The 26,890-nt window shown below is 73.7% G+C and carries 31 protein-coding genes and 1 tRNA gene; 12 read left to right on the forward strand and 20 right to left on the reverse strand.

Features of this window, described 5'->3' with window-relative positions; translation table 11 throughout:
• Positions 1-16 precede the first annotated feature (16 nt).
• Complete coding sequence (locus OG989_RS16095; protein ID WP_327030954.1) at positions 17-793, forward strand: DeoR/GlpR family DNA-binding transcription regulator; 777 nt, start codon at positions 17-19, stop codon at positions 791-793.
• A gap of 17 nt (positions 794-810) precedes the next feature.
• On the opposite strand, the gene OG989_RS16100 is transcribed toward OG989_RS16095, so the two are convergent.
• Positions 811-1,977: an FAD-dependent oxidoreductase gene (locus tag OG989_RS16100; RefSeq protein ID WP_327030955.1), complete on the reverse strand. Its 1,167-nt coding sequence runs from the start codon at positions 1,975-1,977 to the stop codon at positions 811-813.
• Between the two features lie 100 nt (positions 1,978-2,077).
• Here OG989_RS16100 and OG989_RS16105 point away from each other — a divergent pair, with 100 nt between their 5' ends.
• Positions 2,078-2,683 carry a TetR/AcrR family transcriptional regulator gene (locus tag OG989_RS16105; RefSeq protein WP_327030956.1) on the forward strand — a complete coding sequence of 202 codons (606 nt, stop codon included), beginning with the start codon at positions 2,078-2,080 and terminating at the stop codon, positions 2,681-2,683.
• Between the two features lie 116 nt (positions 2,684-2,799).
• On the opposite strand, the gene OG989_RS16110 is transcribed toward OG989_RS16105, so the two are convergent.
• A complete protein-coding gene (locus tag OG989_RS16110; RefSeq protein ID WP_327031175.1) occupies positions 2,800-3,207 on the reverse strand; it encodes a pyridoxamine 5'-phosphate oxidase family protein in 408 nt (135 codons plus the stop codon).
• 355 nt (positions 3,208-3,562) lie between these two features.
• Between OG989_RS16110 and OG989_RS16115 the strand changes: the two genes are divergently transcribed.
• Positions 3,563-4,528 (forward strand): sporulation protein, encoded by a 966-nt coding sequence (locus OG989_RS16115; protein WP_327030957.1) that lies wholly within the window; start codon positions 3,563-3,565, stop codon positions 4,526-4,528.
• A gap of 69 nt (positions 4,529-4,597) precedes the next feature.
• Here the strand turns inward: OG989_RS16115 and OG989_RS16120 are convergent, their stop codons facing one another.
• Positions 4,598-5,002 carry a hypothetical protein gene (locus tag OG989_RS16120; protein WP_151455875.1) on the reverse strand — a complete coding sequence of 135 codons (405 nt, stop codon included), beginning with the start codon at positions 5,000-5,002 and terminating at the stop codon, positions 4,598-4,600.
• 392 nt (positions 5,003-5,394) lie between these two features.
• On the opposite strand from OG989_RS16120, the gene OG989_RS16125 reads away from it, so the two are divergent.
• Positions 5,395-5,802, forward strand: a complete 408-nt coding sequence (locus OG989_RS16125) for a hypothetical protein (protein WP_151457334.1) — start codon at positions 5,395-5,397, stop codon at positions 5,800-5,802.
• Between the two features lie 68 nt (positions 5,803-5,870).
• On the opposite strand, the gene OG989_RS16130 is transcribed toward OG989_RS16125, so the two are convergent.
• Complete coding sequence (locus OG989_RS16130) at positions 5,871-8,177, reverse strand: HelD family protein (protein ID WP_327030958.1); 2,307 nt, start codon at positions 8,175-8,177, stop codon at positions 5,871-5,873.
• A 172-nt stretch (positions 8,178-8,349) separates the two neighbouring features.
• A complete protein-coding gene (locus tag OG989_RS16135; RefSeq protein ID WP_327030959.1) occupies positions 8,350-9,453 on the reverse strand; it encodes a LolA family protein in 1,104 nt (367 codons plus the stop codon).
• A gap of 94 nt (positions 9,454-9,547) precedes the next feature.
• Between OG989_RS16135 and OG989_RS16140 the strand changes: the two genes are divergently transcribed.
• Positions 9,548-10,204 carry a response regulator transcription factor gene (locus OG989_RS16140; RefSeq protein WP_132240027.1) on the forward strand — a complete coding sequence of 219 codons (657 nt, stop codon included), beginning with the start codon at positions 9,548-9,550 and terminating at the stop codon, positions 10,202-10,204.
• Between the two features lie 53 nt (positions 10,205-10,257).
• Positions 10,258-11,790 (forward strand): sensor histidine kinase, encoded by a 1,533-nt coding sequence (locus tag OG989_RS16145; RefSeq protein WP_442791953.1) that lies wholly within the window; start codon positions 10,258-10,260, stop codon positions 11,788-11,790.
• A gap of 106 nt (positions 11,791-11,896) precedes the next feature.
• On the opposite strand, the gene OG989_RS16150 is transcribed toward OG989_RS16145, so the two are convergent.
• Both OG989_RS16150 and OG989_RS16155 read right to left on the reverse strand, forming a co-directional pair.
• Positions 11,897-13,459 (reverse strand): tetratricopeptide repeat protein, encoded by a 1,563-nt coding sequence (locus OG989_RS16150; RefSeq protein WP_327030961.1) that lies wholly within the window; start codon positions 13,457-13,459, stop codon positions 11,897-11,899.
• A 57-nt stretch (positions 13,460-13,516) separates the two neighbouring features.
• Positions 13,517-13,978, reverse strand: coding sequence for a MarR family winged helix-turn-helix transcriptional regulator (locus OG989_RS16155; RefSeq protein ID WP_132240103.1), 462 nt, complete (start codon positions 13,976-13,978; stop codon positions 13,517-13,519).
• 50 nt (positions 13,979-14,028) lie between these two features.
• Here OG989_RS16155 and OG989_RS16160 point away from each other — a divergent pair, with 50 nt between their 5' ends.
• Both OG989_RS16160 and OG989_RS16165 read left to right on the forward strand, forming a co-directional pair.
• Positions 14,029-14,550, forward strand: a complete 522-nt coding sequence (locus OG989_RS16160; protein ID WP_327030962.1) for a VOC family protein — start codon at positions 14,029-14,031, stop codon at positions 14,548-14,550.
• A gap of 166 nt (positions 14,551-14,716) precedes the next feature.
• Positions 14,717-15,607 (forward strand): hypothetical protein, encoded by an 891-nt coding sequence (locus tag OG989_RS16165; RefSeq protein WP_327030963.1) that lies wholly within the window; start codon positions 14,717-14,719, stop codon positions 15,605-15,607.
• 58 nt (positions 15,608-15,665) lie between these two features.
• On the opposite strand, the gene OG989_RS16170 is transcribed toward OG989_RS16165, so the two are convergent.
• The gene (locus tag OG989_RS16170) at positions 15,666-15,845 is read right to left on the reverse strand and encodes a DUF4236 domain-containing protein (protein ID WP_007075522.1); all 180 of its coding nucleotides are present in this window, start codon (positions 15,843-15,845) and stop codon (positions 15,666-15,668) included.
• Positions 15,846-16,181: 336 nt separating this feature from the next.
• On the opposite strand from OG989_RS16170, the gene OG989_RS16175 reads away from it, so the two are divergent.
• Positions 16,182-16,739 (forward strand): flavin reductase family protein, encoded by a 558-nt coding sequence (locus OG989_RS16175; protein ID WP_425857756.1) that lies wholly within the window; start codon positions 16,182-16,184, stop codon positions 16,737-16,739.
• 42 nt (positions 16,740-16,781) lie between these two features.
• On the opposite strand, the gene OG989_RS16180 is transcribed toward OG989_RS16175, so the two are convergent.
• The 3 genes from OG989_RS16180 to OG989_RS16190 are packed head-to-tail and all read right to left on the reverse strand — an operon-like array spanning position 16,782 to position 18,659.
• Positions 16,782-17,294 carry a GNAT family N-acetyltransferase gene (locus OG989_RS16180; RefSeq protein WP_151457288.1) on the reverse strand — a complete coding sequence of 171 codons (513 nt, stop codon included), beginning with the start codon at positions 17,292-17,294 and terminating at the stop codon, positions 16,782-16,784.
• A complete protein-coding gene (locus tag OG989_RS16185; protein WP_121398934.1) occupies positions 17,294-17,749 on the reverse strand; it encodes an RrF2 family transcriptional regulator in 456 nt (151 codons plus the stop codon). Before OG989_RS16185 ends, OG989_RS16180 begins: the two co-directional genes overlap by 1 nt.
• Before the next feature lie 7 nt (positions 17,750-17,756).
• A complete protein-coding gene (locus OG989_RS16190; RefSeq protein WP_327030964.1) occupies positions 17,757-18,659 on the reverse strand; it encodes a helix-turn-helix transcriptional regulator in 903 nt (300 codons plus the stop codon).
• Between the two features lie 308 nt (positions 18,660-18,967).
• Between OG989_RS16190 and OG989_RS16195 the strand changes: the two genes are divergently transcribed.
• Positions 18,968-19,744 carry a glucose 1-dehydrogenase gene (locus OG989_RS16195; RefSeq protein WP_151457604.1) on the forward strand — a complete coding sequence of 259 codons (777 nt, stop codon included), beginning with the start codon at positions 18,968-18,970 and terminating at the stop codon, positions 19,742-19,744.
• Positions 19,745-19,847: 103 nt separating this feature from the next.
• Here OG989_RS16195 and OG989_RS16200 read toward each other — a convergent pair whose 3' ends face one another.
• The gene (locus tag OG989_RS16200) at positions 19,848-20,279 is read right to left on the reverse strand and encodes an SsgA family sporulation/cell division regulator (RefSeq protein ID WP_053653619.1); all 432 of its coding nucleotides are present in this window, start codon (positions 20,277-20,279) and stop codon (positions 19,848-19,850) included.
• 303 nt (positions 20,280-20,582) lie between these two features.
• On the opposite strand from OG989_RS16200, the gene OG989_RS16205 reads away from it, so the two are divergent.
• Positions 20,583-21,128: a TIGR02611 family protein gene (locus tag OG989_RS16205; RefSeq protein ID WP_327031177.1), complete on the forward strand. Its 546-nt coding sequence runs from the start codon at positions 20,583-20,585 to the stop codon at positions 21,126-21,128.
• 104 nt (positions 21,129-21,232) lie between these two features.
• Positions 21,233-21,307, forward strand: a tRNA-Val gene (locus OG989_RS16210).
• Between the two features lie 57 nt (positions 21,308-21,364).
• Here the strand turns inward: OG989_RS16210 and OG989_RS16215 are convergent.
• From OG989_RS16215 to OG989_RS16250, 8 genes are all read right to left on the reverse strand, one after another.
• Positions 21,365-22,582, reverse strand: coding sequence for a tyrosine-type recombinase/integrase (locus tag OG989_RS16215; protein ID WP_327030965.1), 1,218 nt, complete (start codon positions 22,580-22,582; stop codon positions 21,365-21,367).
• The gene (locus OG989_RS16220) at positions 22,582-22,788 is read right to left on the reverse strand and encodes a helix-turn-helix domain-containing protein (protein ID WP_327030966.1); all 207 of its coding nucleotides are present in this window, start codon (positions 22,786-22,788) and stop codon (positions 22,582-22,584) included. Before OG989_RS16220 ends, OG989_RS16215 begins: the two co-directional genes overlap by 1 nt.
• 80 nt (positions 22,789-22,868) lie before the next feature.
• The gene (locus tag OG989_RS16225; protein WP_327030967.1) at positions 22,869-24,611 is read right to left on the reverse strand and encodes a replication initiator; all 1,743 of its coding nucleotides are present in this window, start codon (positions 24,609-24,611) and stop codon (positions 22,869-22,871) included.
• A 217-nt stretch (positions 24,612-24,828) separates the two neighbouring features.
• Positions 24,829-25,266, reverse strand: coding sequence for a hypothetical protein (locus OG989_RS16230; protein ID WP_327030968.1), 438 nt, complete (start codon positions 25,264-25,266; stop codon positions 24,829-24,831).
• On the reverse strand, positions 25,263-25,898 hold the full coding sequence (locus tag OG989_RS16235) for a hypothetical protein (RefSeq protein WP_327030969.1): 636 nt from the start codon (positions 25,896-25,898) through the stop codon (positions 25,263-25,265). The genes OG989_RS16230 and OG989_RS16235 overlap by 4 nt, the downstream gene beginning before the upstream one ends.
• Entirely contained in the window at positions 25,898-26,437 is a 540-nt protein-coding gene (locus OG989_RS16240) for a hypothetical protein (RefSeq protein ID WP_327030970.1), read from the reverse strand. The genes OG989_RS16235 and OG989_RS16240 overlap by 1 nt, the downstream gene beginning before the upstream one ends.
• On the reverse strand, positions 26,434-26,688 hold the full coding sequence (locus OG989_RS16245; RefSeq protein ID WP_327030971.1) for a hypothetical protein: 255 nt from the start codon (positions 26,686-26,688) through the stop codon (positions 26,434-26,436). The genes OG989_RS16240 and OG989_RS16245 overlap by 4 nt, the downstream gene beginning before the upstream one ends.
• Complete coding sequence (locus tag OG989_RS16250; protein WP_327030972.1) at positions 26,685-26,870, reverse strand: hypothetical protein; 186 nt, start codon at positions 26,868-26,870, stop codon at positions 26,685-26,687. The genes OG989_RS16245 and OG989_RS16250 overlap by 4 nt, the downstream gene beginning before the upstream one ends.
• Positions 26,871-26,890: the final 20 nt, after the last annotated feature.

Here is a 26,890-nt window from a genome sequence, read left to right on the forward strand (position 1 = left end):
GAAGGAGGCCCTCCGGATGCTGGCCCGACAGCGACAGGCCGTGATCCTCGAGATGATCCGGCAGCGCGGCGGCGTGCGGGTCAGCCAGTTGGTGAGCCGGTTCGGCGTCTCGGACATGACGATCCGGCGCGACCTGGAGGTGCTGGCCGAGCGGGGGCTGGTCGACAAGGTCCACGGCGGCGCGACCCTGGTCGGCCCCGGACCCGGCGACGAGCCCGGCTTCGCCGCGAAGTCGCTGCGGCAGCGGGCCGAGAAGCGGGCCATCGCCGAACGGGCCGCCGCCCTGGTCGAGCCCGGCATGGCCGTCGCGCTCTCCGCCGGCACCACGACCGCCGCGCTGGCCACCCTGCTGGCCGACGTACGCGGCCTGACCGTGGTGACCAACTCCATCCCCGTCTCCGAGGCCCTGCACCAGCACCCGGGTGCCGACCAGACGGTCGTGCTGACCGGCGGGATCCGTACCCCGTCGGACGCCCTGACCGGGCCGGTGGCCGAGGCGGCGATCAGCGCCCTCAACGTCGACGTGCTCTTCCTCGGCGTGCACGGGATGAGCCCGCGCACCGGATTCACCACGCCGAACCTGCTGGAGGCGGGCACCGACCGGTGCCTGGTCGGCGCAGCCCGGCGCCTGGTGGTGCTGGCCGACCACACCAAGTGGGAGACGATCGGAATGGCCACCATCGCCCCGCTCTCCGAGGCCGACGTGCTCGTCACCGACGCCGGGCTGCCCGAGGAGGCGCGCGACCAGCTAGCGGGCCAGGTGGGCGAGCTGATCGTCGTCGGAATCGACTGACCGGCCCGAGCTCGTGGTCACGGCACGGCCTTGCGGTTCGCGCGCTCGATGCCGCGCCGGACGAGACCGCGCACACCCGGGAGGGTCATCGCCCGGATGGTCACGTCGCCCATCCACACGTGGAACCGGCTCGGCGGCGCGTACTGGAGCATTCCACGACGGGCGAGCGCCTGCCGTTTCACGGCTTCCGGGCGCAGTCCCGCCTCCCACTCGGTCAGTGCCGCCGGTACGTCGTCGTGCCGTCGTAGGGCGGCGCCGAGCTGGTTCGCGCCGGCGAGCGCGAGGGTCGCCCCGTGCCCGGCGAAGAGCGTGACGCACCAGGCCGCGTCCCCGAGCAGCACGATCCGGCCGGTGCTCCAGCGTGGCATCACCACCTGGCTGATCGCGTCGAAGTAGGCGCCGGCCGGGTCCTTCCCGAGGTGGCGGATCGCGTCGGGGACAGCCCCGCCGAGATCTCCGAACGCCGCGTCGAGCGCCTCCACCGCTCCGCGCCGCAGGTCGGCGGCCGGGTCCGCGCTGCGGTACGTGAAGAACGCCGACGATCGCCGCGCGCCCAGGTTGACGATCGCCGCCGTGCGTCCCGGGCCGATGAACGTGGTGGCTGAGGAGTCCGGCACGCCCGCCACCGGGTCGGCCAGGGGAAAGGCGCCCACGACGTACGGCAGATCGACCTGGAAGCCGGAGCCGAACGCGGCCGTCCGCGTGGCGGAGTGCACCCCGTCGGCGCCGACGAGCAGGTCGGCGTGTTCCGTGGTGCCGTCGCTCAGCACCACCCGCACCCGCTCGGTGTCCTGCTCCAGGGCCGTGACGGTGGTGCCGAAGCGGATGTCGGCGCGGTCGCGCACCGCCTCGTACAGCGTCGACTCCAGGTCGCCGCGGAACACCGACACGGCCCGGTTGCCGAGGGCGGCCTCGGCGAGGCTGGACGGCACTGTGAACTTGGGCCGTCCGTCGGTGCGGACGAGCACGGTGGTGAACAGACCCAGGTCGTACGCGGACAGCGCGGTGAGCAGGCCGAGGCGCTCGGCGGCGTCGTAGCCCGGGCCTATCAGATTGACCATGTAGCCGCTGCTGCGTCGGGCGGGGGCGCGTTCCACCACGACCGTGTGCCATCCGTCGCGTCCGAGTCGCAGCGCGGTGGCCAGCCCGGCTATGCCCGCTCCCACGATCACTGCACGTTTCATCCAGCACTCCCGAGTCAGAATGAGCGTTCGCTCAAACTAGTATGAGCGACTGTTCATACCGGGCGCAACGAGGGACGGCGTCACCGCCTAGACTTCGGACATGCCGCGTGGAGTAGCCATCCCGGAGATTCGGCAGCAGCTCTTCGCCGCCGTCGAGCGGCTGATCGTGCGAGACGGACCGAGCCGGCTCACCGGCAGGGCCGTGACGCGCGAGGCCGGCGTCGCCACCGGGCTGCTCTACGCGCACTTCGCGAACTTCGACGACTTCCTGGCCGGGTACTGGATCGACCGGTCCTTCGTGGTCTCCGGCGCGGTGGCCGGCCTCCCGGAGCGCGCCGGGTCCGGCACGGTCGCCGGCAACCTCAACCAGGCCATCCTGGCTACGCCGATGGAGACGCTGCTGGCACTGGCCCGGCTGATGGCCTTCCGGCCCGACCTGGTGACACAGGTCGAGACGGTGCTGGGCGGTGGGACCGCCGGCCTGCAGGCGGTCGAGCGTGCCGTCGCCGGCTACCTGGCCGCCGAGCGGCAACTCGGACGGGTGGCCGGCGACGCCGACGTGGCGGCGCTGGCCCTGGCGGTGGTCGGCGTGCTGCACCACGTCGCCCTCACGGGCGGCACCGATCCAGCGGCCCCGCTTCGAATCCAGCGGGCAGTGGCCGCACTCACCGGAGACCTTTCCGCCATCGCCGCCCCGAAGGCGTGATCCGCACCCTGACCGTTCCGCTCCTGCGGATGCGCGGGCTACCAGACGGCTCGGCGCTGTCGAGCTGAGCCGTCTACGACATCAGCGCGACGCGCTCCGCTTCCCGGGGAGCCGAATCAACGGGCCACGCCCGCGAGCAACCAGCGTCGTACGGGGATCTCCAGCAACACCCGGAAGCTCTCCGGGGCGACCGGCTCGCGGATGTCCCACCCTGCGTACTTGGTCGCGAAAGCCTTGACGATCGGGTCCGGGAAGTCGGTTCGGCGCACCCGGGCGAGACCCTCGGCCACGACGGGGGCTTCCCCGCCCTCCAGGGCCAGCGACACCCGTGGATCGGCCGCCACGTTGCGGGCCTTGACGCTCTCGCCCCCGCAACCGATCCACCACGTGTCATCGACGTAGACGAACCAGACCGGCGTCACGTGCGGCGAACCGTCGCGGCGCAGGGTGCACAGCCAGACTCTCAACTCCCGGACCAGGCGAGCCGCGACCTCCGGTGGGACCGCTGCCTGCGGCTCAGGCAGCCCGTACGCCCGACGCTCGCCCCCACGCCCGAAACCTCCACGCCCAACCCCCTGCCCAGATCTGCCGCATGCCCGAAAGGTGCCTGACCCCGACGGCGTCTCGTGGCACGGCTGTGGTGCCGCACCGCCGCCCACGGTCCGTCCAATGGTGATCAGGACGCCATGGACGTTATCCCGCCGTTTTAGGGTCCATGGCGTCCTGATCACCGGGAGGCTCGCGGGGATGCCGGTCCACCTGCGGTCTGCGCCGTCGTGGTGCACTCTCACAGGCACTTCACAGCGCTTCCGCGTAGTGTCCCGACGAGTCAGCGACCGGCTCCAGGGTGGAGTGCGGTGTCTTTGCACGGGAGTTCCGATGGTCTTCAAGAAGATGTTGAGCGCGTTCGGAGTGGGCGGGCCGAGCGTCGACACCGTCCTGACCAACCCGAACACCCGCCCCGGTCTGACCCTCGAGGGGCAGGTCAACCTGCAGGGCGGGGACGCCCCGGCCAACGTCGAGCAGGTCGTCGTCAGCCTGGTCACCCGGGTCGAGATCGAGGGCGGTGACACCGAGTACGCCGGCGTGATGGAGTTCCACCGGCTGCCGGTCAGCGGCGCGTTCCAGCTCGCCCCGAAGCAGCAGCTCTCCCTGCCGTTCCAGCTCCCGGTCCCGTGGGAGACGCCGATCACCGACGTCTACGGCCAGCGGCTGCGCGGCATGACGATGGGGCTGCGCACCGAGCTGGCCATCGCCCGGGCGGTCGACAAGGGCGACCTGGACCAGGTCAACGTGCACCCGCTGCCGGTGCACGAGCGGATCCTGGAGGCGTTCCAGCGGCTCGGCTTCCGGTTCAAGCACGCCGACCTGGAGCGCGGTCACATCCGTGGCACGCAGCAGACGCTGCCGTTCTACCAGGAGATCGAGTTCTTCGCCTCGCCCCAGTACGCGAGCACCATCAACGAGGTCGAGCTGACCTTCGTGACCAGCCCGCACGGCGTCGAGGTCATCCTGGAGTGCGACAAGCGCGGCGGGTTCCTGACCCCCGGGCACGACGCCTTCGGCCACTACCGGCTCTCGCACGCCGACGCCGACAAGACGGACTGGGTCCAGGTCGTCGACGGCTGGCTCCGGGAGACCACCTCCCGCTACGGCAGCCTGCGCGGCGCCCACGGCTTCGGCGGCCACGGTCACGGTCACGGGCACGGTCACGGCCGAGGCGTCGGCATGGGTGGCGTCGTCGCCGGTGCCGCGATGGGAGCCGTCGGGGGAATGATCGTCGGAGACATGATCGGCGACGCCTTCGAGGGCGACGGCGAGGACTTCGGCGGCTTCGAGGAGTAGGACCACTCACGACGGTGGCCCCCGGGACCGTAGTCCCGAGGGCCACCGTTGCCGTGGTGCGTCGCCCTGTCAGTGCCGGGCCTTGCGCTCCTCGCCACTGCGCCAGTTGCTGCCGGCCTTGGCCAGACCGCGGCTACCCAGGTAACCGATGGTCAGCAGCGTGATCATGAACCAGGCGTTGTCGGCCCGGAAGATGTCCACGCCGGTCGAGTTCTGGCCGACCAGCTGCGAGGCGGCCAGCACGCCGATCACGGCCGCGATGTAGACCCAGAACTCGGTCGTACGCAGCGACGGCTTGGTCTCCGTGCCGGGTGCCTGCATGGCCTCCCGGTGCCCGTCATGCATCATCGGCATCGGGCGGGTGGGCGTCTCCTGCATGGCCCGGTCCTGCATGGCCCGGTCCTGCATCGCCCGGTTGGGCGCGTCCTGCGTCGGCCGGTTCATCGGCCTGGTGGAAGCAGCCTGCGTGCTCATCTTGTCCTCCTCAGGATGCGATGAGTCGTACCTGCGTTCCCTCGCCCCGCTACCGCGTGTCGGCCACGGCACGGTTCGCGTGCATGGCGGGGGCACCCGCCGTCTACCCGACCTGACGGGGGCAGTAACACCCCCGGCACCCCGGATACCTGCCCCGCTCCCTGCACCCCACCCCCACCAAACCCACCCCCACCCCCGCCCCGCCCCGAAGCCGGCGTCGATCATGCGGTTGTGGTGGGGTGCAAATCGCCTGAATCGGTATCTGACGGGCACCACGACTGCATGATCGACGCCGGGTGCGGGCGGGACGGCGGGGCGACAGGTGGGGCGGGTTTGTCGGTGGGGGTGGCGGGCACGCAGGTCGGACCGACCACTCCTGTGAGGTGATGGACATGCGTGAGGACGACGTGCGACAGGACGCCGCCCGGCGGGCCGAGGAGCGGATCGCCGGTGGTGTGTACGGCGAGGGCGTTCTCGACGAGGTGACCGTGCCCCCTACCGACGTGCAGCGGGTCATCCAGGACGAGGACCCGGACGACCCGGCGCACGTTCCGGTCGACCCGGAGGTGCTGCGCGACGGCGGACCGACCCGGGGGCAGGGCGCCGTGACCACGACCGGCGGCACCGCCGGCCCGGCCAGCGTGCGCCGGGTGGCACGCCAGCCGGAGCGGCACCCGGGCAAGGTGGCCCCGACCACCACGGGCGACGCCACCACCGGCGGCCTGAGCACCCCGGCAGGCGGCTCCACCAGCGACCAGTCCGGCACCGCCAGCCAGGTCGGCGACTTCACCCCGGAGTGACCCGCCGACCAGGTCGTGACCCGCCGACCAGGTCGCAGGGAGCCGGCGGGCGCAACGGCGCCGGCGGGTCAGGCGGGGCGGAGGATGCCCAGGCGTTGGGTGGCGCGGGTGAGGGCGACGTAGAGGTCGCTGCGACCCCGGGGCGACTCCGCCACGATGCGGTCGGGGTCGACCAGGAGGACCGAGTCGAATTCGAGGCCCTTGGCCTGGCCGACGGTGAGCACCACCACGCGGCTCTCCAGCTCCGGGTCCTCGCCGATGGCCGCCTCGGGCAGGGCGGCGGTGAGCGCGGCGCCCAGCTCGTCGACCCGACCGGCCGGCACGATCACCCCGAGCCGGCCGTCGTCCAGTCCGGCGGCCTCCCCGGTGGTGGCGGCGACCAGCTCCGCCGCCAGGCGTTCCGGTGCCACCGCGCGGTCCCACGGCGGGACACCGCTGGAGCGTACGGAGCGGGGTGGGCGCAGCGCCGGGTCGATCTCGGTGAGCACGTCGGCGGCGACCGCCATGATCTCGGCCGGGGTGCGGTAGCTGACCGTCAGCTCCTCCAGCCGCCAGCGCTGCGCCACGTACGGCTCCAGCGCGTCGGCCCAGGACGGGGTGCCGGACAGCGCGCCGGTCTGCGCCACGTCGCCGACGATCGTCATCGAGCGGCTTGGGCAGCGGCGCATCAGCAGCCGCCAGGCCATGGGCGAGAGCTCCTGTGCCTCGTCGACGATCACGTGCCCGAACGCCCAGCCCCGGTCGGCCGCGGCCCGCTGGGCGGTGGTCAGCCGGTCCGCCTCCTCCTGCCGCTCCAGCAGCCGGTCGGCGTCGATCAGGTCGGTGACGCCGAGGATCTCACCGCCGTCGGCCTCGTCCTCCACGTCGATGGAGCGGGAGCCCCGGGCGATCTCCAGCACGCCCTCGGCGTACTCCCGTTGCAGGGCCCGGATCCGCTCCCGGCGGGCGGCGGCGGCCCGCTCGTCCTCGCCGAGCAGCTCGGCCGCCTCGTCGAGCAGCGGGACGTCGGCCGGCGTCCAGCCGCCCGGCTCGCGGTGCAGCATGGCCCGCTCGGCCTCGGTGAGCATGGGCGCGGCGACGGCGATCCGGTCGGGGGAGGCGTACAGGTCGGCGAGCAGGCGCTGCGGGGTGAGCACCGGCCAGAGCTGGTCCAGCACGGCCCGCACCTCGGGCTCCTCGCGCAGCTCGCGGCGGATCTCCGCCACGTCGGCCTCGTCGAGCAGGTTCTCCCCGCCCAGCGGGTCCGCGCCGATGCGCTCGGCGACCTGGGCCGCCAGGGCGTGGACGATCTCGACGTCGAAGAGCGCCCGGGCCAGGTTGTGGGGCCGCTCGGAGCGGCGGACCCGCTCCCGGGCGGCGCGGACGGTCTCCGGGTCGAGCAGCAGCACCTCCTGCTGCGGCAGCTCGATCTCCAGCGGCTCGTCGGGCACCCACTGCCGGTCCCGTACGGCGGCGGCCAGCACCTCGACCAGCACCGCGCGGCCCTTGAGCGCGGCGGTCGCGGCGGGCTCGGCCCGGCGGGCGCTGACCCCCGGGAAGAGGTCGCCCTGCGTCCGCAGGAGCACGCCCGTCTCGGCCAGCGCCGGGAGCACCTGGGAGATGTAGCGCAGGAACGTGGCGTTCGGGCCGACCATGAGCACGCCCCGGGTGGAGAGCTGCTCGCGGTGGGTGTAGAGCAGGTACGCCGCGCGGTGCAGCGCGACGGCGGTCTTGCCGGTGCCGGGGCCACCCTGCACGACCAGTACGCCCGGCAGGTCGGCGCGGATGATCCGGTCCTGCTCGCCCTGGATGGTCTCGACGATGTCGCGCATCCGGCCGGTGCGCCCGGCGTTGAGCGCGGCGAGCAGCGACGCCTCGCCGGTCAGCTCCTCGTGCGCGGTGGGGGAGGCGGTCTCCAGGTCCAGCACCTCGTCGTTGAGGGCGATCACCTTGCGTTCCCGGGTGCGCAGGTGCCGGCGGCGGCGCACTCCCTGGGAGTTGGCCGCGGTGGCGAGATAGAAGGCGCGGGCCGCCGGGGCACGCCAGTCCATCAGCAGCGGGTCGTAGTCGCCGCCGGTGTCGAAGATGCCGATCCGGCCGATGTAGTGCGGGCCGCCGTCGTCGGTGTCGAGCCGGCCGAAGCAGAGGCCGCTCTCGACGGCGGAGAGCTGCTCGACCTGGTCGGCGTACATCCGCACCGCGCTGTCGCGCTGGGAGCGGGCCTGGAGGGTGCCGCCGGTCGCCCGTAGCTCCTCGGTCAGCCGTCGGGACGCCTGCTCGCGCAGCTCGTCCAGCCGGCGGTAGAGCATCGAGACATATTCCTGTTCGCGGCCGATTTCGTCATCGGACTGCAATTCGGCGGAATCGGCGGAATGCCTTGACAAGCCGTCTCCCATTTGGTTAGCATCTCTCTCGGAACGGCTTTCGAGAGCCGTTCTTTTTTGTTGCCTGAACTGAGAAAGATACCGTGCGCCGGCCGTCGCGACCAAGCGCGCCGGGCCACGCCACAGGCCGCCCCGGAGAGACAGCGGGGGCCCGCCGCGTGGCGGGCCCCCGGACTGCCGGTCCTCAGCCCCTGGCGACCTCGTAGAGCCGCTCCGGCGTCACCGCTCCGGCGATGAGCCGGCCGTCGTCGGTGAGCAGCGCGCTGAACAGCTTCCCGGTCAGCAGCCGGCCGCTGCCCCAGTCGCCGCTGACCTTCGGCAGCTTGCCGAGCAGCGCCGCCGGGTCGCCGGTCGACTCGTTTCCGGTGGTCCCGGCCCGGTCGGCGGGCGCGCCGGCGCCGTCGAGCCGCGCGACCACCACCGTGGCCCAGCTCTCGCCGACGGTACGCACGTCCGGCCGCTCGCCGTGCGCCGGTCGCTTCCCGGGCGCGTCGGCGGGCTTGTTCCCGGCGGTCTCCTCGGTCACCTTCACCCCGGGCGGCGGGTTGAAGGTGAACTGCTCGGCGTCCGGCCGGGCGTACGACACCTGGGTGAAGGCCATCTCGAAGGCCGGCTTGTCGCTGCCGTCGGCGAAGACCTCGAAGCGCAGCGGCACGTGCTGGCGCGCGTCGATGGCGATGCGCACCTGGTGCACCAGCGAGGCGGCGTCGCGCGGGGCGAGCACCAGCTCGTACGCGTCCCGGCCGGCGACCGTGGCGGACCGGCCGACGCTCACCTCGGTGCTCGGGCTGATCGCCGCCAGGGCCCGGTCGGCCGCCTCCCCGGGGGTGACCGGCAACTCCGGGCTCCCGGTCCCGCCGGCGCCCTCGGGGAGCGTGCGGTGGGTGGCGGTGTTGGACCGGCTGTTCCAGGCCCACACGTCGCGGCCGTTGCGGATGACGTCCCGCTCGCCGAGCGTGTCCACGAGGGCGATGCGCTGCCGGTCGGGCCCGGAGTGCCAGACCCGCAGCGTGTGCGTGCCGGTCAGCAGGCCGGCCGGGCCGTCGCCGGCGACCAGGCCGGCCAGCGGCGGCAGGCCCAGGTCGGCGCGCTGCACGACCGTGCCGGAGAGCCCCTCCAGCCGGGAGGTCTGCAGGTCGACCAGGAGTTGGGCGGCGGTACGCGGCGGCAGGCTCGGCTCGGCCTGGGCGGCGAACGTGCCGAGCGCGGCACCCCCGCCGATGACGGTCACGACGGCGGTCACCGGGACCAGCCAGCGTAGGACGGGACGGCTCTTCAGGACGGACATGTGACACCTCCTGCCGGACATCCTGCCTCCCCGACGCTGTGAGGGCGCTGAGGACGACCGTACGACCGCCCGCACGGGTGGCACCCTTGACCCCGTGCGGTTGCTGGTGGTGGAGGACGAGTCGCGGCTGGCGTCCGCCCTGCAACGGGGTCTGCAGGCCGAGGGGTTCGCGGTGGACGTGGCGGCGACCGGCCCGGCGGGGCTCGACGCGGCCCGGCACGGCGGGTACGACGCGATGATCCTCGACGTGATGCTGCCCGGCCTCTCCGGCTACGAGCTGGTGCGCCGGCTGCGCGCCGAGGAGCACTGGCTCCCGGTGCTCATGCTCTCGGCGAAGGACGGCGAGTACGACCAGGCCGACGGGCTGGACTGCGGGGCCGACGACTACCTCACCAAGCCCTTCTCGTACGTCGTGCTGCTGGCCCGGCTGCGGGCCCTGTTGCGTCGCGGCGCCCCCGAACGCCCCACGGTCCTCGCGGTCGGCGACCTCCGGCTCGATCCGGCCCGGCGGCGGGTGACCCGGGCCGACGCCGAGGTCGCGCTGACCAGCCGCGAGTTCGCGCTGCTCGACTACCTGATGCGCCGCCCCGGCGAGGTGGTCTCCAAGACGGAGCTGCTCGACCACGTCTGGGACGCCAGCGTCGAGACGGCGCCCAACGCCGTCGAGGTCTACGTCGGGTACCTGCGGCGCAAGATCGGCCGGGAGCGTCTGGAGACGGTCCGGGGCGCCGGCTACCGGCTCGCCCCGTGACGAGGGGGGCGCGCGGGCGCCTGCGTGCCGCGCTCGGGCTGCGCGGGCGGCTGATGGTGGTCGGGGTGCTCGGGGTGTCGGGGGGACTGGCCGTCGGAGGGCTCGTCCTGCTCGCCGTGCTGGGCTGGGCCCTGCAACGCGCCGTGGACACCGAGGCGTTCCAGACCGCCGACGCGGTCGCGCTGCTCGCCGCCGAGGAGGTCCTGCCCGATCCGCTGCCGGTGGCCGGTGGACAGGTCCGGGTGCAGGTGATCGACGCCGAGGGCAGGGTGCGGGCCGCCTCGATCGACGCCGACCGGTTGGTGCCGATGGTGTCGCCGGAACGGATCGACGCCGGCGCGCGGCAGCGGCTGACGGTGTCGGGGGAGCGGGTCGGCCTGGCCGGGCCGGTGCGGGTGGTGACCGTACCGGCGGGCACCGCCGCCGACCCGCGCACCGTCCTGGTGGCCCGGTCGCTGGCGGACGTACGGCACAGCGCGCACGTCGTACGGACCATCCTGCTGGTGAGTTTCCCGCTGCTGGTGGCGGTGCTGGCCGCCGTGGCCTGGCGGGTGGTCGGCGCGACCCTGCGCCCGGTGGAGGCGCTGCGCCGAGGCGCCGAGGAGATCACCGGGCGGGACGGGGGCGGGCGGCTGCCCGTACCGGCGTCGCAGGACGAGATCCACCGGCTGGCGGTCACGCTCAACGGGATGCTGGGCCGGCTGGAGTCCGCCCGGGACCGGCAGCGGGCGTTCGTCGCCGACGCCGCCCACGAGCTGCGCAGCCCGCTGACGAACATCCGTACCGAGCTGGAGGTCGCCCGGCGGCTCGCCGACCGGACGGACTGGACGGAGGTGTCGGCGAACCTGCTCGCCGACACCGAGCGGCTCGGTCGGCTCGTCGACGACCTGCTCCTGCTGGCCCGGCTCGACGAGCGGCCGACGGCACGGGCCACCGGGCCGGTCGAGTTGGGGGCCCTGCTGGCGGCGGTGGCCGCCCGGTATCCGTCGCCGCCGGTGCGCCTCGACGCGCCGGCGATGCCGCTGTGGACCGAGGGCGACCCCGACGAGTTGCGCCGGATCCTCACCAACCTGGTCGACAACGCGGTCCGGCACGCCCACGGCGAGGTGGTGCTGACCGCCGGCCCGGGCATCGACGAGGCGGGCGGCGCCGGCGGGACGGCCGGTCGGGGAGCGGTGGACGGCGGGCTGCCCAGCCGGGGAGCGCCGGACGGCTGGACGGCCGGCCGGGGAGCGGTGGACGGCGGGACGGCCGGCCGGGGAGCGGCGGACGGCGGGGCCGCCGGCAGGGGGACGGGCGGCAGCGGCGCTGGCGACGGGGCGTACCACCTGGTGACGGTGACCGACGACGGGCCGGGGATCCCGGCCGCGGACCGGGAGCGGGTCTTCGGGCGGTTCACCCGGCTCGACGACGCCCGCGCCCGGGACGACGGCGGCGCCGGCCTCGGGCTGGCCATCGTGCGCGAGCTGGTCCGCCGGGCCGGCGGCGGCATCGTCCTGACCGACGCCCACCCCGGCCGGGACGGCGGTCCGGGGCTGCGGGTACGGCTGCTGCTGCCGGCCCTGCCCGACCCGGAGCGGCCCTGACGGACCGGGCCACGCCGGGCGATGGTCCGGCCGGACCGCCCGGCGCGCCCACGATCGGCGCCGCGCCACCCGGGACCCGCGGCGGCCCGTCAGCCGCGACGGGCCGTCAGCCGCGGCGGGTGCAGACCTGCTGGGCGCGGGCGATCGTGTCGGTCGACCACACGACCGCGACCGTGAAGCAGTAGTCGGTGCTGCGGTTCAGTCCGTAGACGACGAAGGCGGTGGTGCCGGCGGGCAGGTTGGCGAAGGCCGTCTGCGCCTGGCCGACCCGGCCGCCCGAGATGACCACCGGGCCCTCGCCGCCGGCCGGGTACGTCCAGCGCAGCGCCACGTTGTCACGGTTGTCCCGCAGCGTCACCGAGCCCGGCGGGCTGCCGGGGGAGGCCACGGCCCCGGCCGTGGGGCCGGCGGCCGACGGGGCGCCCGTGCCGGCCGGGTCCCCGGCCCGCGTGGAGGCCGGTGCGCCGGTGGCTGCCGGGGGCGCCGGGTCGGGGGCACCGTCCATCCCGGCCACCCCGGTGATCACCGCCACCGTGCCCAGCAGCACCACCGCGACGCCACCGACGGCGAGCGGCAGCAGCCGGTTGGTGCGCCGGGACGGCGCGCGGTGCACCGGCACCGGCAGCAGCCGCGACGGCTGGTAGGGCTCCTCGGGCGCGCCGGGCTGGCGGACCCGGTGCACCCCCTCGGCCTCGTCGGTGGCGCCGTTGGCCAGGGGGACGACCGCCAGCGGCACGGCGCTGTCGGCCGGCCCGTCCCCGGCGTCGGCCTCGGGGGGCCACCAGCCGGGCGGCGGGTCCTCCGTCGGCTGCCGGGGCGTCGGCACCACGTGCGGCGGCCCGGCGTACGGGTCCGGCTCCGCCGGGCGGTAGCCCGCCTGCGAGGGGTGCTGTGCCGTCGCCGGCCCGTCGCCCGGAGGCGGGGTGCGCGCGGATGGCACGATCGGACCGTCCCGGCCGACGGGTGCGGTGTCGGCGCAGACGTGGTCCGGGTTGGCCGCCGCCCTGGCCAGCCCCGCCACCTGCGTGGCCAGCGGGTCGTCCGCCGGCAGGTGCTGTCGGCACAGCTCCCGGGCCAGCGCCAGGTTGTCGTGCGCCTCGGCGAACTGCCCGCAGTCGCGCCGCATCGCCCCGAGCCGGGCCAGCATCTTGATGCCGCTGGGGTGCCCGTCGCCGTAGACCTCGCGGTGCAGCTCCCAGGCGTCCAGCAGCCGGTCGCGGGCCACCTGGCACTGGCCGCGCGCGTACTCCACGGTGGCGAGGTCGGCGTGGGCGGCGAGCACCCGCAGCGACTCGGGACCGTCGAGCGCGGTCAGCTCGATGATCACTTCCTGGTAGAGCCGGGCGGCGCGGGACCAGCTGCCGACCCGGTGCAGCACCGCCGCGAGGGTGGCCGCGGCGGCCACCGTGCGCTGGTCGGAGCGCCCGTGCAGCCGGGTCGCGGCCGCGTACGCGAAGGCGGCCCAGCCCCGGGCCGAGTGCGGCTCGCCGAGGGCGACCAGCACGCGGGCCTGGAGGCTGGCGGCCTCGGCCAGTTCGGGTGTGGCGTTGGCCGGACGCGGGTCGGCGTCGGTCAGCGCGTCCGCGAGCAGCCGTTGGGCACCGGCGAGGTCGCCGGAGGACACCAGGTGGTGCGCCTGGTCAGTCAGTTCACCGAAGCCGTAAGGCACGCCCCATCGTGCTCATCCGACGACGGTAAGTACAAGACCCGAGCGGGAGTGTATTGGTCAAGAACCGGTCAGGTGTGCGGCGAGCGTCTCGCTGATCCGACGCAACTGGTCCACCTGGGCCGGGCTCAACGCGTCGAAGAGGTGCCGGCGTACCCCCTCGACGTGGCCGGGTGCGGCGGCGGCGAGGGTGGCGAATCCCTCGTCGGTGAGGACGGCGATCTGCCCGCGCCGGTCGGTGGGGCACTCCTCGCGGCGGACCCAGCCGGCCGCCTCCAGCCGGGCCACGGCGTGCGAGAGCCGGCTGCGCGAGGAGCCGCTGGCCTCGGCGAGGTCGCTCATCCGCAGCCGCCGCTGCGGCGCCTCGGAGAGCCGGACCAGGATCTCGTAGTAGGCGTGCGGCATCCCGGCGTCGCGTTGCAGCTCCCGGTCCAGCGCCTCCATCAGCGCCCGGGAGGCGGTCAGGTACGCGCGCCAGGTGCGCTGCTCGTCGGGGTCCAGCCAGCGGGTCATGACGCCCATCATACGCCAGATAGTTGAACGTTCAACAAAACCGCGCTAGCGTCGGTGGCATGGGAATCCACCGTCTGAACCACGCCGTGCTCTACGTCAGTGACCTCGCCCGCAGCGTCGGCTTCTACCGCGACGTGCTGGGCTTCCGGCCGATCCCGATGACGCCGGACGGCTTCCGGGGCGCCGCCTTCCTCCAGGCGCCCGGCTCCACCAACGACCACGACCTCGGCCTGTTCGAGGCCGGCGCGGGCACCGGCCCCTCCACCGCCGGCCGCGGCACCGTCGGGCTCTACCACCTGGCCTGGGAGGTCGACACCCTCGACGAGCTGGAGGTGACCGCCCAGCGGCTCGCCGCCGCCGGCGCCCTGGGCGGCGCGTCCGACCACGGCACCACCAAGAGCCTCTACGGCCAGGACCCGGACGGGCTGGAGTTCGAGATCGTCTGGCTGGTGCCCGCCGACCGGCTCGACGACGCCGCCCTGGCCGCCCGCAAGCGGATCGGCCGGCTCGACCTGGACGCCGAGCGGCGGCGCTACGGCGGCCAGACCCGTGGCGGCGTCGGCGTCTCCGTCCCGGCCTGACCCGACCGGGATCCGACGGCGTCCCGTCCTGACCGGCTCGGGACGGGACGCCGCCCCGTCCGCGCGCCGCGCCGACCGCGCGCCGCGCCGACCGCGCGCCGCGCTGTCCGGCCCGGATGGGGGGAGCTGTGCCCGGCCCGGGGCGGGCGTGCGGTAGAACGGCAGCATGCCGACCGACGCCGTCCTGCGCGAGCTGCTCGTCCGACACCTGGAGACCTGGCTGCCGGGGGCGCTGCACCGCGCCCGGCGGGCCACCCTGGCCCTGGCGTACGCCGGCGGCGACGCCGGCTCCGCGGAGGCCGCGCTGCGGGTGGTCGCCCGGCACGCCGACCGGCTGCGGGGGCGCCAGCTCACCGTGCTGGTGCTCGCCGACGGCACCGAGGAGCTGCCGGCCCGGCTCGGCGCCGTGGAGGCGGAACTGCCGGCGGGCGTCGCCGTGCACCTCGTGCCCGGCGGACCGGCCCGGCTGCCGGTGGCGGTCAAGGCGGCCGGCGCGGCCGGCGCGCCCCTGCTGTCCGTCGTGGACGACGATGCCGCCGATCCCGCCGTGCTGACCGCTGCGGCGATCGGCAAGCCGGCGGACGTGCTGCTCGCCACCGCCGTCGGCACCCCCGCGCGCGCCGCCCTCGCCGACGCCGGGTTCCCGCTGACGACCGAGCTGGAACTGGTGCCCGCCGACGGGGCTCCGGCGCGGCTGCTCGCCTTCGCGACGGGGTCGGACAAGAGCCTGGAGGCGTTCAAGGAGGCGCTCTGGGCGGTCGACGGTGCCGCCGGCGTGCGCTACCGCGACCCGGCGGGGCGGCTGCTCGACGTCGTCGCGGCCCCGGAGCCCGGCCCGCTGCGCCGCGAGCTGCTGGCGGAGCTGGCGCGCTCCGGCCCGCGTACGGTCACCGAGCTGCGCCGGCACGCCCTCACGGCGACCGTCTACCGGTCGTCCGACGCCGTCCGGGCGCTGACCGGCCTGCTCGACGCGGGGGAGGCGACCCGCGACCCGGAGCACGGCCGGCTCGGCGGGGACGTGGTCGTCTCGGCGCGCGAGGACGGGCCGGCGTCCTGACGCGAACGTCGAGCGGGGTGCCGGTGGATCCACCGGCACCCCGCTCGACCTCGGGACCTCACGCCCGGGACTTGTCCTGCTTCCAGGACAGCGGACCCGGCAGGTCGACCCGGTGCGCCTTGGCCCGCGAGTTCCAGGACCAGCGACCGATCTTGATGCTCCAGGAGGAGAAGCCGTTCTCGGTGAAGTTCAGGATGATCGGACCGTACTTCTTGCGCTTGCGGAACATCAGACCCATCGTCGGACTCCCTTCGATTCCCTTCCCTGCCCTGTCGAACCCGAACATGCCCGGATCGCCGAATCGTGAAACCCCTGTCCGTCCGCTCTGGACGGCGTCGAGGGGCGGTGACGAATCCTGTGCGTCCGAGGGCGTCGAACCCCACCCGCCGGCATAGGGGTCCGGGGCGGTGTCGGCCGACGTCGATCCCGCCCCCGATAGGGGCATTGACCGGGGCCCCGGCCCCCGGCAGCATGGGGCGATGACGCAGCGGGACGATCTTCTCCACGCGGCTCGCCTGCCCGTCGACGGAGGGCTGCCCCGCACCTCCGGCGCCCACCCGACCCCGCAGCCGGCGTGACCACCGTGGAGTGGTCCAGGCAGGGCGATGCCGACCTGCTGCCGGTGGACCGGGACCTGTTCCGGGCGCTGCTGCGCCGGCAGGCCGCCACCGTCACCGTCGTCACCGCGGTCGCCCCGGCCCACCCGGACGCCTCCGGCGGGCCCGTACGGGCCGGCTTCACGGCCACGTCGTTCACGTCGGTCTCGCTGGACCCGCCGCTGGTCTCGTTCTGCCTCGGGACCGCCTCGTCGAGCTGGCCCGTCTTCGCCCGGGCCGAGCACGTCGCCGTGCACCTGCTCGGCGCCCACCAGCGGGAGGCCGCCCGGGTCTTCGCCACCGGCGGGATCGACCGGTTCGCCGCCTATCCGCACTGGACGACGGGGCCGTTCGACGTGCCGCTGCTGACCGGAGCGCTGGCCCGGCTGCTGTGCCGGGTCGTGCACCGGGTGCCGGTCGGCGACCACACCCTCTTCGTGGTCGAGCCGCTCGCGCTCGGCGGCGGCGAGGACGGGGACCCGCTGGTCCACCACCGGGGCGGCTACACCACGACGGGCCCGCTGGCGCGACCCTGACCAGGCCGTACCCCGCCCCACGGTGCGGCCGGCCGGCCCTGGTCAGGCGGGGGCGCGGTCGACGACGAGCACGCGGGTCACGCTGCCGTCGTCCTCGGCGATGTCACGTTCGTGGACGAAGCCGATCCTGCCCAGCAGCGACAGCGAGGCGTGGTTGGCGTCGGCGACCGTCGCGTACACGCGGGGCAGGCCGAGGGTGTCGAAGCCGTGGCGGACCAGGGCCCGGGCCAGCTCCGTGCCGAGACCGGCGCCCCAGGCCGGCTTCGCCAACGCGTAGATGATCTCGTGACCGTCGACCTGGTCCGTCCGCTTGATCTCGGCGTGCCCGACGTAGCGACCGTCCCGGCGCACCGCCCAGACGTCGAAGAGGTCCTCCGCGTAGACCTTCGTGAAGATCCGCCCGAAGAGGGCGCCGGCCGCCTCGGCGCTCAGCGGGCCGTCGCCCATGAACCGGCCCACCTCCGGGTCGGCGAGCAGGGACACGGCGTCCTCGGCGTCGTCCGGCCGGTAGGGCTCCAGCAGCAGGCGGTCGGTGTGCAGGACGGGGGTGGGCATCAGCGCGGCTCCCAGGCGTCGGGCAAAGCCGTCAACCTACGGACGTGGGCGGGCAGCCGGCCACTGATTATCTCCGCGAGGCTCACCTCGTCGACCACCCGTCGCACGGCGGCCCGCACCGCGACCCAGAGCCCGGGCAGGTTCTCCGCCGCGCCCTCGTAGCTGGTCTCCTCCGGGCGCAGCCCGCGCACCCCGGCCAGCGGACCCTCCACGGCGCGCAGCACCGCGCCGACGGTCACCTCGCGCGGCGGCCGGGCCAACGTGTAGCCGCCCTCGGCGCCGCGCTGCGCCCGGACGATGCCGGCCCGCCGCAGGTCGGCCAGGACGGCCTCCAGGAACTTGCGCGGCATGTCCTGCTCCGTGGCGATGGCCTGGGTGGACAGCAGCCGAGGGTACGCGGTGGCGAGGCTCAGGGCCGCCCGTACCGCGTAGTCGCCGCGCGCGGAGATCTGCACCCCGACATCATGCCCCGCGCGGTCGGCCGGTCGCGTCGGCGGGCGGGCGGGGCCGGACGACCGGCCCGGGTACCGGCTGCTCGCGGGCCGCGCGGAACGCGCCCGGGCTCACCCCGACCTCCCGGGTGAAGAACCGGCCGAAGTTCGTCGGCTCGGAGAAGCCCAGCCGCCGGCCGATGCGGGCGATCGGCTCGTCGGTGGCGGCCAGCAGCCGGCTCGCCTGGAGGGCCACCCGCTCGTCGACCACCTGCTTGGCGCTGCGCCCGGTCACCGCCAGGCAGGCCCGGGTGAGCGTACGCACCGAGCAGCCCAGCCGGGCGGCGTAGTCCTCGACCCGGCGGGTGTGCTGGTAGCCGCGTTCGACCTCGCGGCACAGCCGATGGAAGGTGGCGGCCTCCGCCCGGGTCGCCGGGTGGGCGCGTTCGGGCAGCATCGACAGCCGGAGCAGCAGCACGGCGAGCTGGTGGCGGAGCAGTCCGCGCGCGACGGCCAACCCCCGGTGCCGCTGGCAGTCCACCGCCAGCTGGCTCACCTCGTTGATCACCGCGTCCTCGTCCTCGCCGGCGAGCTGGAGCCAGGCCGGGACGGCGTCCGGGTCGACGTCGAGCCCGCGCAGCGCCGCCGGATCCCAGCGCACCACCGTCGCGTCGAGCTGCGGGCCGGCGCAGCGCAGCACCTGGCCGGCGCGCACCCGCAGCAGCGTCCCGGGGCGGCAGGGCAGGGCGCGGAAGTCCAGCTCGGCCGTGCCGTGTCCGCCCGTGGTCAGCACGAGCAGGTCCTTCTCCAGCAGCACCGGACGACGCCAGCGCGGCTCGGGGGCGAGGTCACCGAGGGCGACCGTGTCGATCTCGGCGGGGGCGGTCGCCGGGTTGCCGGGCGGAGCGGGGGAGAGCTGACCGGAAGAGACCATCGCCTGCGACGGTAGCCCGGAGCGACGGCCAATGCATCCCGGGAGCGCCTCCCAGGTAACGCGCGCGGCCGGTCGCACTGCGGGCCCGGCCCGCGGGCGCCCGCCGGCCGGCCGGTGGGCCGGGGCGGGCGGGCGGGCGGCGGGCCGGCCCCGGGCCGACCGACGGGGGTTGTCGAGGTCGTCGAAGGCGGGCTACGTTACCGAACGGTAGCGCCGTCCGGTGGAGGCATGGCCGGAGCCGGTCCGCACCGGACCGGACCGGGCCGCCCCCGCCCCGGCGGCCCCGGCCGACTCGCGATGGGATGGGCATGACGGATCTGTTCTCGGTCGAAGGCAAGACGGTCCTGGTCACCGGCGGCTCGCGGGGGATCGGCCTGATGATCGCCCAGGGCTTCGTCCGGGCCGGCGCACACGTGATCATCTCGTCCCGCAAGGCGGACGTCTGCGAGGCCGTGGCCAAGGAGCTCTCCGCCGAGGGGCGCTGCGAGGCCATCCCCGCCGACCTCGGCGACGACGCCGGCGCCGAGGGCCTGGCCGCCACCGTCCGGGAGCGGTTCGACCGGCTTGACGTGCTGGTCAACAACGCGGGCGCGACGTGGGGCGCGCCGCTGGAGTCGTACCCGGAGAGCGCGTTCGACAAGCTCTGGGCCGTCAACGTCAAGGCCGTCTTCCGGCTCACCACCGCGCTGCTGCCCGCGCTGCGCGCGTCGGCCAGCGCCGACGACCCGGCCCGCGTCATCAACATCGGGTCCATCGACGGCATCCGGGTGCCGATGATGGAGGTGTACGCGTACTCGGCGACCAAGGCCGCCGTGCACATGCTCACCCGCAGCCTGGCCCACCAGCTCGCCGGCGAGCAGATCACCGTCAACGCGATCGCGCCGGGGCCGTTCGAGAGCAAGATGATGGCGTTCGCGCTGGACGACCCCGCGTCCCGGGCCGCCATCGAGGGGCAGGTGCCGCTGGGTCGGATCGGCCGGCCGGAGGACATGGCCGGCACCGCGATCTACCTGTCGTCCCGCGCCGGCGCGTACCTCACGGGTGCGGTGATCCCGGTCGACGGCGGCATCACCACCCACGGCTGAGCTCGGCGAAGGGCGGGAGGCGGTGCGCGTACCCCCTGGTGGGCCGGAGCCGCGCGGACTCGGCAGATCCGCGCGGCCCCGGACGGCCGGTGTGGCCGGTGGTTCAGCGGCCGGCGAGCAGCCGGGTCACCGCGGTGTCGACGTCCAGGTGCTCGGCCTCGCGGCCGCGCGGGACGACGACGTAGGTCCGCCGCAGGAAGCGCACCAGGACGCTGCGCGGCACCTCGAACAGGGCGTTGCCGTCGGGCGACGACAGCGCCAGGGCGACGAAGTCCCCACGCGGGGTGGCCCAGGGCCAGACCCGCACGTCGCCGATGCCGGCCGGCTCGTCGAGGCCCGTGACCAGCAGCTCCCGGGCGAACGACCAGCTGACCGCCTCGCCGCCGGCGGATTCGGCGTGGAACAGGACATGGACCGCATACGGATCAGCAGGGTCGTAACGCAGACTGGCACGCACCGGCAAGGCGGTGGCGTCAGGTGCGACGAGCCTTAGCGACGTCTCGACCTCTACGGTCGTCGGTCGGATGACACTCATGGACGATCTCCCCCCGGCACCGCTGCGGAACGCGCGTGTCCCGCTTTTCCCATACTCAGGTGCTACTCCTGGCTACGCTCCGCCATACGCTGACTTCACCCAGTGGTGGGAAGGGGGTCGGAAAGGCCGCGTGAATGTGAATATTCATGTAGGATTTCCGGTTCTGCCCAGTGCGTGATCCCGCCCGGCATCGGGTGGTTCAGTCGTCGACTTACTCCGGTAACGTCCAGTCGGCCGTTGCAGTGACGGGCGCGAGCCACACTGGGGGAGGAAATGGTTACGAAACGATCCTCAGTGGATCCGATGGCAGTGCCGGGCCCGCCGAACGTCGCGGCCCGAGCAGCCGAAAGGCGGGGGGACGGGGTGCCGACGGAGCAGCACGACCGGCCCGGTCGGCCGACGACCGACCGGGATGGCGCAGGCGGCACGGCGCTGGCCGAGCGACGGCAGCGACCCCGCTGGCGGCAGCGGCTGAGCACCACCCTCGACCTGATCCGGGCCAACCCGACCGGACGGGTCACCCTCAAGATCTTCATCGCCATCGCCGGCGCCCTCGTCGTCACCATCGGCATCGCCCTCATCCCGCTGCCCGGGCCGGGCTGGCTGCTGGTGATCGCCGGGCTCGGCATCTGGGCCGTCGAGTTCCACTGGGCCCGCCGGCTGCTCGGCTTCACCCGTCGCCACGTGCACAACTGGACCCAGTGGGTGAAGGACCGCTCACTGGCCGTACGCTTCGTGCTCGGCTCCGTCGGCCTGGCCTTCGTCGGCTCGGTGGTCTGGCTGTCACTGAAGTACAGCTTCGGCATCGACGTGGTCGCCGAGGCGCTGCACTACCTGGCGACGCACTGACCCGGACCGACCCGGCGCTCCGCCGGGTCGACCGATCGCGGCGCGGCGCGCGGACCCCGGATTTCCGGTCCGGTCCCTCGATCAGGTAGAGTCAGCGGCGCTGAGGGCGATTAGCTCAGCGGGAGAGCGCTTCGTTCACACCGAAGAGGTCACTGGTTCGATCCCAGTATCGCCCACCATCGAAGTAACGCAGAAGAGCCACCCTCGGATGAGGGTGGCTCTTGCTGATTCCATCGTCAGTCGTCGTTGGGCGTCAGCGGATCGTCAGCGAACGCCTGGCGGATGCGTTGATCCCGCCCGTCAGAGCGGTGGGTGTAGAGGTTCAGGGTGGTCGACGGTTTCTCGTGGCCCATCACGCCCTGGACGTCGTTGACCGGGACGCCGCGCGACACCAGCTCCGTGGCGTACGAGTGCCGCAGGTCGTGGAAGCGGAGCCCGCCCGGCGCCATCTTCGCCACGTGCGCGACTGCTTCCCGCTCGGTGGTGAATTCCGCCGTCCACTCGACGCCTTCGAGGTCGAGCCAGGCCGCACGCCACTTGAAGTGCCCGAGCCGACTCACGTTCCCGAGTAGGCCGGCGCGGACCAGCGATGGCCGCCAGACGCGAGCGCGGAACAACGTCCGGCGTAGCGGACCGGCGGATGAGTTGGTGAAGACCTCACCGCGGGGACCGGCGGGGAAGACCTCGCGATGTGCCGTCAGCAGCTCGACCGCGAAGTCTGGCACCGGGACGGTACGCCGACCTGCCCGCGACTTCGGATAGGGCTTGCTGGTGACGGTGCCGGCGACCTCGACGGCGACCCGGACGACCTCGACCGTCTTCCTGGTCAGGTCGAGCGACTCCCAGCGGAGCCCGGTGCACTCGCCCCAACGCAGCCCGGTGCCGCCGGCAAGCGCGACCAGGGCGCGATAGCGGTCCGGTACGGCCGGCAGGAGTCTGGCGACCAGATCAGCGCGGGACAGGACGTGTCCGTCGGTGTCCTTCCTGCGGCGCGCTGGCACCTTGACGCCCTCGCACGGGTTGGTGCCGATGAGCCGATCACGGACGGCGGAGCGAAGGACAGTCGAGAGCAGTCGGAAGCACTCCGCGACTGTGGCGGGCGACCGCCGGGTGCCGAGTTCCGTCACCCAGGTCTGCACGGCAAGGTGATCGATCCGGTGCAATGGCACATCGGACCAGCGTGGGAGCACGTGAGTTCGCAGGATCGAGGCATCCCGCGCCTTCGTGGTGAGTTCGTCATTGCGCGACTCCCGCCACCGTTCCGCGTATTTCCCGAACGGCAGCCGACCGGCGTGAGGATCGACGTAACCGCCCCGCGCGATGGCAGTTTCCGTCTCAGCGAGAAAGGAAGCCGCCTGACGCCTGGTCGGAAAGGTCTTGGCCTTCTGCCGGCCGCTCCCGTCACGCCAGTTGGCGCGGAAGTTGCCAGCAGGGGTCTTGATGATGTGTCCCATCAGGCCCAGCCCTCCCGATCGTCGGCCGGCTGCTCGGTGCATTCGTCGAGCCAGGCGTGGAAGCGCTTCTTGGGGATGACCCAGCGTCCGCCGAGCTTGCGGGCGGGTATCTCACCCTCGCGAACCAGGGCGTAGGTGCTGCCGAGGGAGAGCGAGAGCAGCCGGGCGACCTCGCGGACGGAGTAGACGGCCCGGCTGTCGGCCATGTGGAGCAGGCGGCCGGGGGCATCAGGTTCTGTGGTGGAGGGACGGGGACGGTCGGTGAGGGAGACGACGGAGCGTTGCATCATTCCTCCGGTTCAGCGGGTGGCGGGACGGATGGCGCGTTGGTGTCGGTGGTGGCGGCACGGTCTCTGGCGGCGAGGAGGGCGGCTTTCCATTGGGCGCGTTGGGACAGCGCCCGCAGGAGTCGGTGTTGCAGGGGTGGGATGTCGGGGTCGTCCGGGCGGGCGAGTTCCCAGGCGTAGGCGGGTGCGTCGTCCTGGTCGACGGGGTCGGCGTCGTCGGCGCCGGTGCTGACGCCGAGGAGTTTGCGGACCCATGCACGGGCGTCGGCGCGGTGGTCAGCGAGGGTCTTGCCGGACCAGTCGCGGGAGACGAGGATGCGTCGTCCGCCGATGCCGAGGGTGGCGCGTTGGTGGACCTTGCCCTTGCAGCGTCCGGCTTGTAGGCGGCCGTGGGCCTTCTTGGGTTGGATGCCGTAGAGCAGCCAGTTGGCGCACCGTTCGTTGCACGGTGTGATGCGCAGTTGGTGCCAGAGCCGGTCGAGGTGGTCACGCTGCCGGTCCGTCTCTGCCTTGTGGCAGTCAGCCGCGCTCTTGGTGATGTACTTCGTGATGTAGCCGATGGTCCGGTCAGCGTGCACGGTGCCCGGAGTGACGCCCTCGGCGTGCACCTGTCGGCCAAAGCGGACGACGTGCACAGGCGTGGCGTCGGGGTCGGCGTCGAGCAGGTCCAGGGCGTCAGCCCACGTCGTCAGCGGCTCTCGGGTATCGGGGTCCACCCAGGCGTCAGCGTCGTTGTCCCACACCGGCAGCCGATCCAGCGAGTACATCAACTCATCAGCCGGGGGCCACCAGACCTGGTGGTAGGTGGCGGCGGCGACCTGGCGCAGCAGGGCGCGGGGGATGGTGCCGCGGATGGCGAAGTGCGCGTGCGGCGCCAACCGGCGCTGTGGCTCGACGCAGCCGGCGTACTGGACGTTCCAGCCGACGCACCGCCTGAGGTTCTGCCAGAACCGGTCGAGCAGCCGGGCGAAGTGCACGGCATCCCAGGCGGCCCGCCGGTAGTCGTACGAGCCGGGGTCAACGGGCGTGCCGTCAGGCAGGACCCGGCCGTAGGAATCGAGGGTGAGCGACAGCCACATCGACGGCCGGTGCTGGGTGCCGTCGGGGGCGGTGTAGACCTTCCCGACCGTGCGCGGTTCGACCTTCTTGCGCGGCAGGTCGGGGGCGTCCTGGCGCCGTTTGGTCGACCGCTTGCGCCGGCCACTGTCGGAGTCGTCGTCGTGGGGCGGGGCGACCTGCCCGCGCATCCCTTCGGCGGCGATGGCTTCCTCTACCTCGGCGATGGCCTGATCGATGCCGGGGACCTGGTCGAACTGTGCGGAGCGTTGTGCTTCGTCGCGGGCGAATTCGAGGTGTGCCCGCAGGAGGATGAGTTCGCGTTGGGCGTCGGTGGCGGGGTTGGCGTCGGTCGGGTTGGGTTCGTCGGTGCGGTGCCAGCCCTCGCGGATCTGGGTCTGGCGTAGCCGGCGGGCACGCTTCGCGCACGGGGAGCACTTGTCTTCCCGCGTCGTGCCGCAGGGCAGGTCGATCACTTCCGTCTGTCCGGTGTGCAGGTCGGTACGGCGCAGGGTGACCGGGCGCAGGCACACGCCGTACTCCGCGGCCATCTCCTTCAACACCTGCCGGGACATGGGCAGGGCGAGGCGGGCAGCACGCGATCCGGGCGCGGGCGGGGCAGCCGCGGCCGGGGTCGGTTCGGTGGTGGTGTCGGGGGTGAGGCCGGGCAGGGTCGGGGCGATCATCGGGTCACCTCCGGTAGGTCGAACAGGGCGGCTTGGGTGGAGCCGATCGGGGTGGTGCGGGTCGGGCCGAGGCGGCCGGCCCAGCGGTGGGCGGCGGCCTGGTGGCGGTGGCAGGCGGTTTCGGCGCGGTAGTGGCCGGTGCCTGGGTGGCCGGATTCGATGAGGGCGGTGGCCCACCTACGGCAGCGCGCGCAGTAGGTGGGCCAACCAGCCGTCATCAGTGGCCGCAGCCGGGGCAGTGCAGTCCGGGGCAGCAGCGGCCGGAGCGACGCAGCAGCAGGGCGACGACGATGAGGACCAGGACGACGCCCGCGATAAGCGGCACTGCGGAGCGGGCGGCGTCAACGAGCTGCGCGGCGAGGTAGCCGGTAGCGGCGAGCGCGCCCACGGCGGGGACGGCGACGGCGGCGACGAGGTGTCCTCGGCGCAGCCGGCGGACCGCAGCGGGGGCGGGGCCGTTGTTGTCGAGGAACCGGATGGTGACGGTGACGCGGGTGTCGCCGGGCATCTGTTGGGGCTTGGTCATGGAGACGAGGCGGCCGGAGTCGCGGACGAGGGCGACGGTGGCGGCGACCTCGGCGGGGGTGCCGACGACGCGGCGGGCTATCACCGCCGGGTGGGCGAGGTTGCGGCGGGCGAGTTGGGTGCGGGTCATCGGACAACCTCCGAGGTGAAGACCTGACCGTTGCGGGGGGCCTGGACGACGGACGAGATGAGCGCGGACCGAACCGGCGTAGCCGGGGCCGGGACGACGGCGGGCGGGGGTGCTGGCGGGACGTAGGCGGGTGCCGGGTCGGTGGGCAGGTCGACCGGTTCCAGGTCGGCAGGCTCCTCGACCGGTACGGGTTCGGGCTTGGGCTTGGCCGGGGCCGACTCCCGGGCCGGGCGAGCGGCGGGAGCGGTGAGGACGAGCTTGGACAGGGCGAGGAACGCCAGCGCCGGCACCGACGACAGCAGCCGCGACGAGAAACTGTCGTTGGCCACGGCGATCTGCGCCGCCAGGGACAGAGCGACCGCGCCGACGAGGATCGACAGCGGATAGAACACCGAGGCGTCCGGATCAAGACGGCGCCGGCGACGAATCACCAGCAGGGCGGCGGCCGGGGTGAGTTCGGAGATGACGGCGTTGGACCAGCCGAACCACTCGTGCGTGCCGGCGGGAGCGTGGATCATCGTCCAGTCCTTGACGTGGGTGAACGACGCGGCACCCGCCATCCCGCCGACGGCGAGGAGGATCACGACCAGGGCGACGCCCTCCAAGCGCTCGGAGTTGACGAAGCGGCGCATCAGCGCACCTCCCCACCGACACGCAGCGCGGGGTTCATGTCGCGGTCCAGGTAGTAGGCGGCGAACTCCGCCGACGAGCCGGGAACCGGGCTGAAGCCGTTGCGGCCCTCTTCCTCAATCGCGTTCCAGGCGCAGGGCTCGCACCGGGGCGCACCGTCGTGCCAGTGGGTTGCCGGCCGGGTGCAGTACGAGGTGAGGCAGCGCACCGGTCCCGAGTGCTCCCGCAGCGGCGACTCCCGCACCACCAGCGGCCGGTCGACCCGGACGGGGGCAACTACCGTGGTGGGATCCGGAGCAGCCACGTTGACCGCCACCGCCGGAATGGGGCGGAGCCAGGCGCGCAGGTTGCGGACGTAGACCGCGCCGTAGACGAAGCAGGAGGCCAGGAAGCCCCACTGCTCAGTCACGAGGGAGTACGCCAGCCACAGCACCTGGGCGCCCAGGCCAACGGCCCATCCGGTCCACGAGCGCTCACCCGCCAGCCACAGGCCGGTGACGCCGACAGTCATCAGGAGCCAGGACCACAGTTGGTAGCTCATTGCGGGGCCTCCCAGGTGGCGAAGTCGACGGGGCGGCAGACGGGGCAGGGGATCTTCCACATGCGGTGTGCGGGTGGGGTGCGTTCGTGGGTGAGGGGGTCGCGGATCTCGGGGTTCCAGATCTGCACTTCGCCGCGGGTGCGGCAGAGGGAGCAGTCCTCGGGGTTGATGACCAGGTGCAGCAGGCCGGCGGAGGTGACGGCGAAGACGGCGACGGGCTGACCGAACGGGTGCAGGCGGCGGGCGGTCATGCGGCCCATCCCCAGGCTTCGGCGTCTTCGGCGGCGATCTCGGCGTGCCGGGCAAGGGCGGCGTCGAGGATCGCGGCGGCGTGCGTGTCGGTGCAGTAGGGGCAGTCCTGGTCGGGGTCGGTGTGGTTGAGGTCGAGGCAGGTACGGCGGATCGGGCGCAGGGTGAGGCGACGGGCAGCCATCACAGGACTCCTCGTTGACG

It is taken from the genome of Micromonospora sp. NBC_01740, from assembly GCF_035920365.1.
GTDB lineage: Bacteria > Actinomycetota > Actinomycetes > Mycobacteriales > Micromonosporaceae > Micromonospora > Micromonospora reichwaldensis.